Source organism: Flagellimonas oceani (genome assembly GCF_011068285.1).
Classification (GTDB): domain Bacteria; phylum Bacteroidota; class Bacteroidia; order Flavobacteriales; family Flavobacteriaceae; genus Flagellimonas; species Flagellimonas oceani.
In genome coordinates this window covers 2,829,017-2,842,847 of sequence record NZ_CP049616.1, presented here as the reverse complement: position 1 = coordinate 2,842,847, position 13,831 = coordinate 2,829,017, and the positions used below count along the sequence as shown (strand labels likewise).

Here is a 13,831-nt window from a genome sequence, read left to right as displayed (position 1 = left end):
TTGATGATGCCAGAAAAAACAATTCGCATTGGGTCGGGAGCAGGGTATTCGGGTGACCGAATAGAACCTGCTGTGGACCTGATAAAAGAGGGTGATTTGGATTATATCATATTCGAATGTCTCGCAGAGCGGACCATTGCTCTGGCGCAATTACAGAAAATGCAGAACCCGGAGCTGGGATATGACCCCTTTTTGGAAGAGCGAATGAAGGCCTGCTTGCCTCATTGCGTTTCAAATAAAGTGAAACTCATAAGCAATATGGGTGCCGCGAATCCTATTGCTGCCGCTAAAAAAACAGCTGAAGTTGGACGGGAACTTGGGCTGGCCGATTTAAAAATAGCGGCCGTTTTCGGTGATGATGTTATATCGATGCTCGACTTTAGTGCAAATAAATTTTTGGAAAGTGGCGATTCCTTATCGGTTTTAGGGGATGAAATCATTTCCGCAAATGCTTATTTAGGCGTGGAAGGGATTTTAATGGCATTGGAAGATGGAGCCGATATTATTTTGACAGGTAGAGTGGCAGACCCATCTTTGTTTTTGGCTCCCCTCGTACATGAGTTTGGATGGTCAATGGAAGATTACCCACTCTTGGGAAAGGGAACAGCTTTAGGTCATTTAATGGAATGTGCCGGCCAAGTATGCGGTGGCTACTTCGCCGATGGGGTAAAAAAACAGGTGCCCAATTTGGGTAACCTCGGATTTCCCATTGCGGAAATAGGCAGTGATGGTTCTTTCCACATTACCAAATTAAAGGATTCGGGAGGCATGGTCAATGCGGCGACCTGCAAAGAACAATTATTGTACGAAGTGCATGATCCATCAGCATATTTGACCCCGAATGTGGTAGCCGATTTTTCCAATATCCATTTTAAGGAAATAGAAAATGACAAGGTTGAAGTTTACGGAGCTTCTGGAAAGGCATTGACCGGAAAGTTAAAAGTATCGGTGGGATATCATGATGGTTACATGGCCGATGCACAAATAAGTTATGGCGGGAGCTATGCATTGGAGAGGGGCAACTTGGCCATTGAAATTATCAAGGAACGACTTCAAACCAAGAATCTATTGGTGGAGGATATCCTTTTCGACCTTATTGGGGTCAATAGTCTTTTTAAAGAAGATGTATCGGATATCAACCCTCAAGAAATACGGTTGCGCGTGGCCGCCAAAACAAAAGACAGGGAAGAAGCCTTAGAATTGGTCAATGAAGTGGAAACGCTCTATACCAATGGACCTGCCGCTGGGGGAGGAGTTTCCAAGTCAATTACGGAAATCATAGCCATACAATCCATTTTGATTGACAAAGACCAGGTAAAACCAAAAGTCGAATACTTTAAAAGTTGATCTATGAAACTTAAAGATATAGCGCATTCGCGGACAGGAGATAAGGGAGATACGATAAATATCTCTGTAATTGCCTTTGATGAAAAGGATTATCCCATCATTAAAAAGCAGGTGACCACCGCAAAAGTGAGACGATTTCTCGGGGAGACCGTGAAGGGTGAAGTGGTTCGCTATGAACTTCCCAAACTGGGAGCTATGAATTTTGTAATGCAAAAAGCATTAAGGGGCGGGGTCACACGTTCACTGCGATTGGACAAACACGGAAAGACATTGTCCTCTATGTTATTGGAAATGCCACTAAATACTAACGATTAAACCAAATTGATGAAAACATTTTTACAATTGACCTTGGTGATATTCGCCTTTCAACTGACCCTTGCACAAACTTCCAAAGGGACCATTGTGATCGATTCCATTTACTCCGAGAACTTGGTCAATGATTTTGGAGAGAACCCTACTCGGGAAGTCGGGGTATATCTTCCGCCCAATTATGAGACCGAAACCAAAAAGTATCCGGTCATCTATTTTTTACATGGGTTTTACGGAGACCATACCATGTTGGAACAGATGAAGGAAATTTTGGATTTTGCCATAGCCACTAAACGTATCCGCCCATTTATTTTGGTGGTTCCCAACCAAAAAACGACCTATGAAGGTAGTTTTTATGCCAACTCGGGAGTTTTTGGAAACTGGGAGGATTTTACCGTACAGGATTTGGTATCTTATATGGACGGGAATTATCGAACCATACCCAAAAAAGAAAGCCGAGGAATAACCGGACACAGCATGGGGGGCTATGGTGCTTTGAATATTGCCATGAAGCACCCTGATGTTTTTAATACCGTATATGCCATCAGTCCAGGGGCCCTGGCCATAGTACGTGAATATGGGCCCAACAGCAGCACATTTATAGAACTTGCTGAAATATCCACTTATGAGGAGTTGGAAAAAACGTATTTTGGCAAGGTAATGGTAGCCTTTGGTCGCTCTTGGTCGCCCAATCCCGATAGTCCGCCTTTTTATTGTGATTTTCCTTTCGGATATGAAGATGAGGAATTGGTGATACACCAAGAAACACTGAAAAAGTGGCACGATAATATGCCTTTCTACAATCTTGAAAATTACATAGACAACCTCAAAAGTTTAAATGCCATTAAAATGGATTGGGGGCGCAACGCTGGTGAACGATTTACCCAGCAATGCAAGATGTTCAGTGTTAAGTTGGAGAATTTAGGTATAAAACATTTTGCAGAGGAATACATCGGAACACATGTGAACAATATATACACAAAAGATGGGCGTATTCCGCAACAGGTGCTGCCGTTTTTTGAGTATTATTTGCAATTTGATTAATTCTCTGATTTTGGGTTGTTTATCACTCTTCGTACACGAGTTAAAGGATAAATGCAAATACGGTTCTTGGGAATAGTTGACATTTCCTTTTTTTTGTTAGGGCTGATATCTCTACAGGAAAATGACATGTTTACTGCTGTAAAACCTTTTTGTGACATCGGTCATTTCGTGTGATGAAAATGGACAAGTTGTTATAAAACTCAACGTTTCCATGATAGATAGTATATGGGGCGATTACCAAACCTTTAAAAATGGTAATTTCATTCCATTTATACTTTTATGGATGAGCCGAATGGTTGAGACCACCAAAACGGAAAATTTAGGCCATCCAAAAATTGACCTTAATGATTTGAAAGTCAGGTTATTGTTTTGTTTCCAAGCATGCTCGATTTTATCCGGCGAATGTGGTATACCATGCCCGGCGTCTCCACTCAGCGCAAGGTGTCCTTTAAAAATCGTTCTCGACATTCAACTGGCCTATGGCCATTAGAATTTTGTCCTTCTCCCTTTCGGTCTCGCTGCGGGCATCCTTCTTTCCCTATTCGAACACCTGCTCGCACCAATCGAGGAAATCGTGCTTCCACGTGCTTATCTGGGTAGGGTGTATCTCGTACTTTTGGGCAAGTTCAGCAAGGCTATGCCACTCCCTCAAGACTTCCAAGACCACTTTGGTCTTGAACTTGGCGGTGAATTTTCTTCGTTTCGTATTCAGTAAATTTAATGTTTAAACCTACTGCCTTAATTTTTGGGGTATCTTCATACAAGCATAATCCTTATAATAACGAATATAAATACATACAAGTGAACTCTGTAGACAAGGTTCTAAGGTTAATTTTACGGTGGCCACCCCGAGATGTTAATCCTTCCACTTCATCTCGATGAGCTCAAAATCTTCTGAGGTATGCTATGCCTCCTTTTTTTGTCAGATGGCACTTGAGGTGAATACACCGTTTACTTTCCTCATAATACCCAAAGGATTTTCGTTTTGTAGTTCGGCTGGTAGCATGGATTGTGGCCAATTTTGGAAAGAGACGGGGCGAACCCATCGAATTATGGCCGAGGACCCCACCGAAGTGAACCTACTGTCCGTTGTCGCCGGAAAAGGGCCACCATGAAACATGGACGGACAGACCTCGACACCAGTGGGAACACTGTTGAAAATAATTCGCCCCACTTTACTTTTTAGGGCATCTACTACCTTTTCATATGTTTTTATCTCTGATTCATCACCCAATATTGTTCCGGTAAGTTGACCTTCCAAATGATGAAGGATATTGGTAAGCTCATCCTCATCGGCACATTGGACAACAAGGGACAACGGTCCAAAAACCTCTTGGTGCATTACAGGGTTCTCCAAAAAATCCTTTCCGCTTACGGTAAGTAATTGCTGCCTGCCATAATTTGGAGGCAATTCTTTCCCATACTCCGCCACAACGGATACTTTTTCATGACCGGAGATTTCCTTTCGTCCCTTTTCATAGTTTTTATGTATGTTCGGATGCAACATGCTCGATGGATCCAAAAGCGTCAGTTGTTCGCCCAATGTGGAAACAAAATTGTCCAAAGCCTTTCCTTTGAGTCCGATCAACAAGCCGGGATTGGTACAAAATTGGCCAGACCCCAAAGTAATAGAGTTGGCATATTGGGAGGCCCAATGATTCTTTTTGTGTTCCAAGGCAGAGGGAAGCACAATAACTGGATTCACACTCCCCATTTCTGCGAAAACAGGTATGGGTTCCTCCCGTTGTGTACCCAAATTATAAAGTGCCGTTCCTCCACGGATACTTCCGGTAAAACCTACCCCCTTTACTTTTGGGTGGGTAACCAATCTTTCTCCGACTTCGATTCCACTGCTGTTCAAGTTTGAAAAAACTCCATCAGGCATTCCTGTTCTTTCTGCGGCCTTTATAATGGCCGACGCAACAAGTTCGCCGGTTCCCGCATGCATGGGATGGCTCTTTACAATGACAGGACACCCCGCTGCCAGGGCACTTGCCGTATCACCACCGGCAGTAGAGAAGGCGAAAGGAAAATTACTGGATCCAAAGACTACTATGGGGCCGATTGGTATCAACATCTTTCGTATGTCTTCTTTGGGTATAGGTTCACGTTCGGGAAGTGCGGTATCTATGGTCGCATCGGTCCAGGAACCCTCTTCCAACAATGTGGCAAATGCATTGAGCTGTCCCATAGTGCGGCCCCGTTCTCCCAAGGCACGACCTTCGGGAAGTCCAGATTCCTGCATATAGGTCTCAATTAACTCGTCGCCCAAATTTCCAATTTCTTCGGCCACGGCCCTTAGAAAACCTGCTTTCTTGACACCGGAAAATTGTTTGTATTCCTGAAATGCATGCGCTGCCAAGTCAACTGCTTCGTCAATTTCCGCCGAGGAAGCTTCATAGAAGGTCCAAGCCGTAGTTTGGTTGCTTTTTGGATTAAAGGTTTTGAATGTTCTCTCGCCATTTGCCGATACTTTTGAACCGATATAGTTTTTACCTGATATCATTTTTTTATTTTTTATCTTATTAATTAGTAAAGGGTTTTATAGGTCAAAGCCATGAAAATGATTCGCCCGAAGCTTCTTTGATTTCAAAAGAGGTTTTGGACAAGCGGTTTTTGTCGTGGCCCAAATCCGTACATCGGAAAGGTCTGTATCCTTGGCTCTGATGGTATTTCAACATACGTACCATTAGTTCTTTTTTTGTAACCGTTTTAAGGAGTAGTCAACAAAAGCATTGATTCCGAAATTCCAATTAGGAATCTTATCTGCCGAGTTGACCCAATTCACTAGTGTCCCCAGTTTAGGTGATTCAATAATCACTCTGTCCTGTGGTTTATGGGTGAATCCCATATCTTTTTCATTTCTATCCAAAGTTGGGGCGAACATGGTTCCACAAAAAAGAACGAATCCATCGGGATACTGATGGTTCTCATTGATTACTTGCTTTACCAATTCTTCGGGCGACCTGCTTATTTCTCCCATATCACTAGCATCTTTTAGTTCAAAACCATCACTCCCGGTAATAGTTAAGGATACCTTGGCACTTTTTACATCCTCCAATGAAAAAGAGTCATCAAACAATCTGAACAGGGGGCCAACGGCACAAGATCCGTTTTGGTCTTTTGCTTCTCCCAATAATAAAGCACTTCTGCCTTCATAGTCCCGTAAATTCACATCATTGCCCAAAGTTGCTCCCACTATTTTGCCGGAATTGGTGACCACCAAAACTATTTCAGGTTCTGGATTATTCCATTTGGAATCGCTGAGCACGCCTACCTCGGCACCAAACCCAACCGACGAAAAAGGTTGGCTTTTAGTGAATACTTCTGCATTGGGGCCAATACCAACTTCCAGGTACTGGGACCAGATCCCCCTTTTTTTTAATTCATCTTTTAAACTAATTGCCTGTTTGGAGCCGGGTACTATATTGTTAAGACTCTCCCCGATGACAGCGGTAATCTCGTCCCTTAGTTGTATGGCCAATTGAGGTTCTCCTTTTGCTCTCTCCTCAATTACTCTTTCCAATAAACTTTTTATAAAAGTAACCCCGCAGGCCTTTACGGCCTGGGTGTCGTTAGGAGAGAGTAAAAATGGCTTGGCATCATTTTTTTGATGATAGAATGAATTTTCCAAAATTTCTTCAAAAGCTCCCACTTTTGTAATGTTTGGATCTTTTACATTCAATATTTCTTTGTAGTTGATTGAATTGATGAGCTCTCCGGTAGATTTGAAATAATGAGATAGATCATATACCCATTCTTTATGTACCCAAATTACATGGGGCCCTTCGATATTGTTATAGGCTCTTTCAGGTGGTACGTGGCATCTTCCTATCCAAATGCCTTCATTTGTAATGCTACGGTTCATCAACAGGTCTTTCATGGAAAATTTTGATTTTAATAACACCCAGTTATAAGTTTTGTCTCTTCAGTTTGAGCGACTGCAATATTACTTGAGTGCGAAAATGGCAATACGATGTTTTTTATTTGTAATTATCATATTTTTTTTGCACAAATAACAACAATTTGATAAATTGCTATTGTTTAAAGTGTAAAATATACAATTAATTATAATGTATTCAAATTTCTTTTTTCTACCATAATCATTAAGCTTTATTAACCAAGTTCATAATAATTACAGAAATGATAAACACTAAAAATTTGGAAGAAATGTTTCTTGAGCATTACCAAGAATGGTGTTTGTTATCTTATAGTTATGTGCAAGATTTGGATGATGCAAAAGATGTGGTACAAACAGTTTTCACCAAGCTATTACAGAAAAATGAGCATACAACTATTGAGAATTTTAAGCCCTACATCAATACTGCTGTACGAAATGAAAGTTTAAAAAAAATTAAAAATTCTCAACGAACTTTCGATATGTCCCATTCCACTACTTATGTACCTTCCTATGAGAATGAGTGGATCCAATCAGAGATTTCTGAAACAATTTTTAAAGAGTTGGAATCCTTGCCGGTACAAAATAGAAAGGTATTTGAGCTTTGTGTTATAGAAGGAATCAAATATAAAGGAGCGGCAGAAATTATGGGGGTAACTGTCAATACCGTAAAGTATCATTTGAAAAAGTCTTTTAAGATGCTTCGCTTAAATTTGAGAAATATCCATTTTTAGACATCTTAAAATGTCATATTTATAAAAAATTATATAAAAATATAATATTTTCACTACCCTCTTTTCAGTTTTTTAGGTCTTATAAGTAGATGATATGTCATCATCGCTATAAACAAAGACCAAATTGATCGTAGAAATTATCCTTAAAAAATTAAAAGGGCCCATAAGCGAAGAAGAAGAAATTCTATTTGAAAAATGGTTGTCTGAAGATGATGAAAATATTTTGACCTTTCAAAGGCTCACAAATTTGCAGGATAAATCCAAAGAACTGCAAAATATACATCATCTTGATTCACAAGAGGCTTGGGAAAAAATTCAACATGCACTTCATACAAATAAATCCAACAAGCGTTTAACGATTTCTTATTCAAGTTTTATGGGTTATGCGGCAGTTTTCGCTGGTGTGGTCGTGTTATCTCTTCTTTATAAGTCATTTTATATGGAGGAATTGGTAGAGGTGGAGCATGACCCAACAGCTATTACGTTGGAACTGGGGAATGGAGAAACCCGAATCCTCTCTCAATCAGGTTCTACTGCAATTGTAACAAAAGATGGCGATTTATTGGGCAATAAAGCTGATGGTATGGTCGACTATTCCCAGAATAATTTTGATGAAGATGATGGCGAGTTGGTATACAATACGCTACATATTCCAAATGGAAAAACATTCAAAATCGTATTATCAGATGGGACTACCGTACATCTTAATGCAGGTTCGACCTTAATGTATCCGGTTAAATTTATCAAAGGACAAAACAGAAAAGTCACCTTGATCGGTGAAGCATTCTTTCATGTTGAGAAAAATGAGAATAGCCCATTTATTGTCACTTCGCAATCATTGGATATACGTGTTTTGGGAACCCAGTTCAATGTTTCCTCCTATCCTGGGGATATAGATGAAAAAACGGTATTGGTTGAAGGATCTGTCAGGGTCTATGAATCGGGAACGGATTACAACGAGGACGATTCCACATTGCTTGTCCCTGGGGAGATGGCTTCATGGCAGCCCACGGATAAAAAAATAAGCGTAGAAAAAGTTGATACCGAATTACACACCAGTTGGATGCAAGGCAAACTTGTACTTAAAGGAATGAAGTTTAAGGATATAGAGAAAAAACTTGAAAGGCACTATGGGGTAATCATAGAGAACAGGAATAAAAAAATGGAAGATAGGGTGTTCACTGCCACTTTTGATGTGGAAACTATCGAGGAAGTGCTCAGCACTTTCACATCCGAAACAAGTTTTGATTACGTGATAGAAAACAACCAGATAATCATCTTAGAATAAATAACCAAAAACCAGTTATACGCCTATGAAATAAATGCACAAAAAAAAATCGGGAGATGCTGCAACACCTTCCCGATTTGAGATTATTAACTCAAAAAAATAAGTTAACTAAAAACATTACAAAGGTATGAAAAATTACATCAAGAGCACTCTGCCTTGTTTAACAAACAACTTGTCGCTGACGGTGAAACTAACTGCACTTTTCTTGATAGTTTCCTTTTTTTCGACACATGCAAATTCCTACTCCCAAAATACCAAACTCAGTTTGGACATGAAAAATGTAGAAATCATGCAAGTGTTCGAACAGATTGAATCTGTTTCAGAATTCAAGTTCTTTTATGACAACAAAAAAGTAAATGCTCACAGAAAGGTCTCTATCAATGTAGACCAAAAATTGATCACTGAAATACTGGACCAACTTTTCCAGGGAACTAATGTTTCTTATCTTTTTAACAAACAACAAATTATTTTAAAGACTAGAAACGCAATCGATGTAGCTCCGGCAGAATCAAGTCTTTCCCCATCTCCTGATGATGACTTCCAAACCACACTTTCAGGTGTAATTACGGACTCCAATGGTGTACCCATACCAGGGGCATCTGTGATAGAAAAGGGCACGACCAATGGTGTTGCCGCCAACTTTGACGGGGTTTATCAGATAACTGTTCAGAATACCAATGCCGTTTTGATAGTCAGTTCCATCGGGTTTACAAGAAAAGAAGTCCCGGTTGGTGGATCCACTACCCTTGATATAGTATTGCAAGAAGATACCCAGAACTTGAACGAGGTCGTGGTAACTGCTTTGGGAATCAAGCAAGAAACCAAGAAATTGGGATATTCCATTGCTCAGGTTGATGCTGAAGAGGTCAATGTGAACAGGTCTTCCAACTTTATGAACACCCTTCAGGGCAAGGTAGCAGGTGTGAATATATCCTCATTGAGTTCAGGACCAGGTGGATCATCAAAAGTTAGGATCAGAGGTCAATCCTCAATTTCCGGTACCAATAATCCCCTAATAGTGGTAAATGGTGTGCCAATAGACAATACTTCCTTCGGTACAAGCCCGGGAAGTACCAGTACAGAAGTGGGCACCAATAGTGATGGGGTCTATTCTGATGGTGGTGATGGTTTTTCCAGTATCAATCCAGACGATATAGAAAGCATGACCATCTTAAAGGGGGCCACTGGTGCAGCGCTTTATGGATCTAGGGCAAAGGATGGTGTTATCATGATCACCACGAAGTCACGTGGGCGTCAACAAGGAATAGGGGTTACCTATAACCTTAATATAACCGACCATACCCCTTTGGATTTTACAGACTATCAGTATGAGTATGGGCAAGGAGAGAACGGAGTGAGGCCTACATCGGCCAATCCCACATCCGGACAATGGTCCTTCGGGGAACGTTTTCAACCGGGAATGACACAGGTTCTTTTTGATGGTGTGGAAGTTCCTTATGTTCCGGTTTACGACAGAATCAAAAAGTTTTATAGAAGTGGTCTGGACATCACCAATTCCGTATCCATTTCAAGTGGATCAGAAAAAGGAGGGTTCAACCTTTCACTTTCCAATCTAGGGAGTAAAGGCATCACCCCCAATAACGAGTTCAACAGGAAGACGGTAAACTTTGGGGCAAATTATGACCTGTCCGACAAGCTTAGCGTTGAGGCCCATGTCAACTATTCCTACGAGAAAAACATAAACCCGCCCAACGTAGGCCAACAGGACAATACTATCCCGGTGGCCCTTTATAATATGGCCAATTCCATGCCTTTTGATTTATTGGAGGAGAAAAAGCTTGATGAGAATGGGAACGAATTTGTATACAGCAGGTTCAGAAACCGTACCAATCCATATTTTACGCTTTCCGAACAGTTCAACGAAATACGGAGAGATAGAATATTCGGTAACGTTGCCGCACGCTATAAAATTCTTTCATGGCTTACAGGGCAGATACGGGTAGGGCAGGACTATTGGTCGCGTTCCCAACAATTTAATGGGTATCCCACCGGACAAGCTTCCAGACCTGCGGCACCAGCCCCTTTCTTTAATGGAACCTTTACCCAAACCGCAAGAAGTTACCGTGAAACCAACGTCGACTTCCTGCTTTCAGGAAATGTTGATGTAAGTGAAGATTTTGGGGTCTCATACAATTTGGGAGGCAACCAGATGAGAAGAAGACAAGATTTAAATAGGGTTGATGTGACTGATTTTGTGATCCGTGACCTGTATACTGTACAAAACGGTAGGGTGAAGGACCCGACCTATTCATTGTCCGAGAGAGGTATCAACTCCTTGTACGGAGCAGTTGACCTATCTTATCAAGATACTTATTTTTTAAGTGGTACTGCCCGTAACGATTGGTTTTCAACACTCTCTGAGGCAAATCGAAGTATTCTTTATCCTTCCGTTTCAGGTAGTGTACTATTCTCCAATCTGTTGGGTGATAGTGCAGAATGGTTGACGCTTGGTAAGTTCAGGGCCGCCTATGCCGAAGTGGGCAGCGATACGGACGTAAATCCTTATTCTGACGCACTATTCTATGATATCAACGCCAACTTCTTCCCAGGACCGGATGGATCACCCAAGCCGGTTGCCGGAGCCAATACATCCATACTGCCCAATCCCAATCTCCGCCCAATGAGGGTGAAAGAAACAGAACTAGGTGTCGATCTAAGAATGTTCGATAACCGGGTCGGATTGGATGTGGCTGTATACCGTAAGACCACAATAGATCAGATCATACCCGCTCAGATTTCCAATTCTTCAGGATTTATAAGCCAGTTGATCAACAGTGGTGAAAGTAGGAGTGACGGTATTGAAATGTTATTGAATTTGACACCAATTCGTAATGATGACCTAAGATGGGATTTTAATTTCAATGCATCCTACAATAAAACCAAAGTAATCAGCCTGCTTAGTGATGAGGAGGGAGAGAGTATTTTGGTGGGGAACCACGTATTTAACGGTTATCTCTACCAAGTGGTAGGCAAGGAAATCGGTCAATTGGCCGGTTTTGGTTATAAGTTCGATGACCAAGGAAGACAAATATTTGCAAATGATGGAAGACCTTTAAGGTCGGACGACATCAAATTTTTTGGTAGTGCATTGCCCAGATGGGTTGGTGGTATTACAAATACCGTACGTTACAAGGATTTCAACTTCTCCTTTTTGATTGATTTCAAATTGGGCGGTAAGATGATTTCCGGTACCAACTTCAATGCCGTTAGACATGGTCTCCATAAAATGACCCTTCCTGGTAGGGATACCGGGGTTATCGGAGATGGTGTAAACCAAGCGGGAGAACCCAATACTGTTGCAACAGAATCCCAAACTTATTGGGAAGTTGTGCGCTCACAGCAATTGATAGAGCCCATTGTGTACAATTCTGGATTCTGGAAATTGAGGCAGATCACCGTAGGGTATGATTTCCAAAAGCTCATTCCAGAGGACTCCTTTGTACAAGGGGTTACCCTGAGCTTGGTCGCAAACAATGTGGCGATACTTAAAAAATGGGTCCCCAATATTGATCCCGACTCCTTTGCGTATAGTTCGGACAACGTTTCTGGACTGGAATCCACAGGTGTACCGACCACGAGAAGTATCGGATTTAACCTAAACGTCAAATTCTAAATAAGACATCATGAAAAATATAGGGAATAGAATCATAATCTTTGTAATCCTCATAGGTCTATTGGGATGCGAAGAAAATTTTGATGAACTCAATACCAACACTGTAGATCCAACAAGTGAAAGTATAGACCCAGTGTTCTTGTTGAACAATGCAATCGTTGGACTTTCCTTCCCAAGTGGTACCAATATCTACTACGATGAAGCGATTGTACAGCAAATTGTTACACCCAATTCGGGATTTGTGGCCGGAGCCAACTATAATCAGGATAACCGTAACAATACCGGTAACCAGTGGGATGCATATTATCAAAATGTCATAAAACATACCAGTGACGTTATTCTTCAGCTTAATACTGAAGAATCGGACCGTTCCAATTTATTGCAGATGGCCCGTATCTTGGAAGCCTATGCTTTCATGGTATTGACTGATGAATACGGGGAAATCCCCTATTTTGAAGCAGGTAAGGGCTTGTCCGAGCAGGTGGTACTGCCAAGTTATGATCCCCAGGAACAGATTTATCCGGATTTGATCAATGAATTGACAGAGGCAAGGGACGCGTTGAGCGATTCAGCTCCTGCCGAAAGTGGAGAAGCCATGTATGCAGGAGATTTGGACCAGTGGAGAAAATTGGCCAATTCCCTCTTGGTCAGGATGGGTATGCGACTTTCAAATGTAGATCCCACCTTGGCACAACAGACCGTTCAAAGTGGCTTTAACGGAGGGGTTATGGAGTCCAATGATGATAACTTTGTGGTCAGGCACGATAACAATTTCACCAATCCATACAGTTTTACCTTTAATGGAACGGAAGCCAACAACTTCTATTTAACGGATGTATTCGTGGATTACTTATATAATAACGATGATCCAAGATTGGCTTCGTTGGCAATCAGATATGTGGGTGCTGCATCGGGACCGGACCAAGTCGAGGCAATTGCCTCCAAGGATGCTGATGATCAAATAGGGATGCCCATGGGGTATGACAACAGTACCATTGGCACTGTTGCGACCAGTGAAGGACTTGCCAGTTTCTATGACTTTTCACAAGTGGATCGGTTTACCTACGGTGCCCAGTCGTCGCCAATGTTTCTCTGCACCTATGCACAGACCCAATTGTTATTGGCAGAAGCCGCCGTCAATGGATGGGTAGCGGGCGACCCGTCCGAGTATTACGAAAATGGGATACGCGGACATATGGAGCAGGTAGCGGCCTATGGTGAAAGTGTGGCCATTGCTGGAACTGATATTGATTCTTATATAGCTGCCAACCCCTTGAACCTGGCCAATGCCGTTGAGGAGATCAATACACAATACTGGGTGGCTTCCTTTTTGAACGGACCGGAGTTGTTCGCCAATTTTAGAAGGTCCGGGTATCCGGATTTGACGCCCAACCCATATCCTGCCCAGGATATCACAGGAGATTTCATAAATAGGTTGACTTATCCTCCTGCCGAGATAGCTGTAAATCAGGCAAACCTTCAAGAAGCGGTTTCCAGAATGGGACCCGATAACTTGGATACCAAGGTTTGGTGGGATGTGGATTAATTAGAAACCGATATTATCAAAAAGGAATAAA

Annotated in this window: 12 protein-coding genes; 8 read left to right on the top strand and 4 right to left on the bottom strand. The window is 41.7% G+C overall.

Going from position 1 to position 13,831, the window contains the following annotated elements; genetic code table 11:
• The first annotated feature begins 3 nt into the window (after window positions 1-3).
• The 4 genes from GVT53_RS13070 (at window position 4) to GVT53_RS13055 (ending at window position 3,190) form a co-directional block, all read left to right on the top strand.
• Complete coding sequence (locus tag GVT53_RS13070; protein ID WP_166248972.1) at window positions 4-1,347, top strand: acyclic terpene utilization AtuA family protein; 1,344 nt, start codon at window positions 4-6, stop codon at window positions 1,345-1,347.
• Window positions 1,348-1,350: 3 nt separating this feature from the next.
• Window positions 1,351-1,662: an AtuA-related protein gene (locus GVT53_RS13065; protein WP_166248971.1), complete on the top strand. Its 312-nt coding sequence runs from the start codon at window positions 1,351-1,353 to the stop codon at window positions 1,660-1,662.
• A gap of 9 nt (window positions 1,663-1,671) precedes the next feature.
• On the top strand, window positions 1,672-2,700 hold the full coding sequence (locus GVT53_RS13060; protein WP_166248970.1) for an alpha/beta hydrolase: 1,029 nt from the start codon (window positions 1,672-1,674) through the stop codon (window positions 2,698-2,700).
• Window positions 2,701-2,911: 211 nt separating this feature from the next.
• Window positions 2,912-3,190 carry a hypothetical protein gene (locus GVT53_RS13055; protein ID WP_166248969.1) on the top strand — a complete coding sequence of 93 codons (279 nt, stop codon included), beginning with the start codon at window positions 2,912-2,914 and terminating at the stop codon, window positions 3,188-3,190.
• A gap of 48 nt (window positions 3,191-3,238) precedes the next feature.
• Here GVT53_RS13055 and GVT53_RS21270 read toward each other — a convergent pair whose 3' ends face one another.
• From GVT53_RS21270 to GVT53_RS13035, 4 genes are all read right to left on the bottom strand, one after another.
• Complete coding sequence (locus tag GVT53_RS21270) at window positions 3,239-3,367, bottom strand: helix-turn-helix domain-containing protein (protein ID WP_166248968.1); 129 nt, start codon at window positions 3,365-3,367, stop codon at window positions 3,239-3,241.
• A gap of 255 nt (window positions 3,368-3,622) precedes the next feature.
• Window positions 3,623-5,206, bottom strand: a complete 1,584-nt coding sequence (locus tag GVT53_RS13045; RefSeq protein WP_166248967.1) for an aldehyde dehydrogenase (NADP(+)) — start codon at window positions 5,204-5,206, stop codon at window positions 3,623-3,625.
• 43 nt (window positions 5,207-5,249) lie between these two features.
• The gene (locus GVT53_RS13040; protein WP_166248966.1) at window positions 5,250-5,390 is read right to left on the bottom strand and encodes a hypothetical protein; all 141 of its coding nucleotides are present in this window, start codon (window positions 5,388-5,390) and stop codon (window positions 5,250-5,252) included.
• A complete protein-coding gene (locus GVT53_RS13035; RefSeq protein WP_166248965.1) occupies window positions 5,390-6,583 on the bottom strand; it encodes a fumarylacetoacetate hydrolase family protein in 1,194 nt (397 codons plus the stop codon). The genes GVT53_RS13040 and GVT53_RS13035 overlap by 1 nt, the downstream gene beginning before the upstream one ends.
• A gap of 260 nt (window positions 6,584-6,843) precedes the next feature.
• On the opposite strand from GVT53_RS13035, the gene GVT53_RS13030 reads away from it, so the two are divergent.
• The 4 genes from GVT53_RS13030 (at window position 6,844) to GVT53_RS13015 (ending at window position 13,800) form a co-directional block, all read left to right on the top strand.
• The gene (locus GVT53_RS13030) at window positions 6,844-7,332 is read left to right on the top strand and encodes an RNA polymerase sigma factor (protein ID WP_166248964.1); all 489 of its coding nucleotides are present in this window, start codon (window positions 6,844-6,846) and stop codon (window positions 7,330-7,332) included.
• 124 nt (window positions 7,333-7,456) lie between these two features.
• Window positions 7,457-8,620: a FecR family protein gene (locus GVT53_RS13025; RefSeq protein ID WP_166248963.1), complete on the top strand. Its 1,164-nt coding sequence runs from the start codon at window positions 7,457-7,459 to the stop codon at window positions 8,618-8,620.
• A 271-nt stretch (window positions 8,621-8,891) separates the two neighbouring features.
• Window positions 8,892-12,254, top strand: coding sequence for a SusC/RagA family TonB-linked outer membrane protein (locus tag GVT53_RS13020; RefSeq protein WP_205791692.1), 3,363 nt, complete (start codon window positions 8,892-8,894; stop codon window positions 12,252-12,254).
• A gap of 10 nt (window positions 12,255-12,264) precedes the next feature.
• Window positions 12,265-13,800, top strand: a complete 1,536-nt coding sequence (locus GVT53_RS13015) for a SusD/RagB family nutrient-binding outer membrane lipoprotein (RefSeq protein ID WP_166248961.1) — start codon at window positions 12,265-12,267, stop codon at window positions 13,798-13,800.
• Window positions 13,801-13,831 lie beyond the last annotated feature (31 nt).

Coding starts and splice junctions, on each gene's coding strand:
- GVT53_RS13040 (WP_166248966.1), bottom strand. CDS start 5,390: ATGGTACGTATGTTGAAATACCATCAGAGCCAAGGATACAGACCTTTC.
- GVT53_RS13065 (WP_166248971.1), top strand. CDS start 1,351: ATGAAACTTAAAGATATAGCGCATTCGCGGACAGGAGATAAGGGAGAT.
- GVT53_RS13030 (WP_166248964.1), top strand. CDS start 6,844: ATGATAAACACTAAAAATTTGGAAGAAATGTTTCTTGAGCATTACCAA.
- GVT53_RS13070 (WP_166248972.1), top strand. CDS start 4: ATGATGCCAGAAAAAACAATTCGCATTGGGTCGGGAGCAGGGTATTCG.
- GVT53_RS13055 (WP_166248969.1), top strand. CDS start 2,912: ATGATAGATAGTATATGGGGCGATTACCAAACCTTTAAAAATGGTAAT.
- GVT53_RS13015 (WP_166248961.1), top strand. CDS start 12,265: ATGAAAAATATAGGGAATAGAATCATAATCTTTGTAATCCTCATAGGT.
- GVT53_RS13045 (WP_166248967.1), bottom strand. CDS start 5,206: ATGATATCAGGTAAAAACTATATCGGTTCAAAAGTATCGGCAAATGGC.
- GVT53_RS13020 (WP_205791692.1), top strand. CDS start 8,892: ATGAAAAATGTAGAAATCATGCAAGTGTTCGAACAGATTGAATCTGTT.
- GVT53_RS13060 (WP_166248970.1), top strand. CDS start 1,672: ATGAAAACATTTTTACAATTGACCTTGGTGATATTCGCCTTTCAACTG.
- GVT53_RS13035 (WP_166248965.1), bottom strand. CDS start 6,583: ATGAAAGACCTGTTGATGAACCGTAGCATTACAAATGAAGGCATTTGG.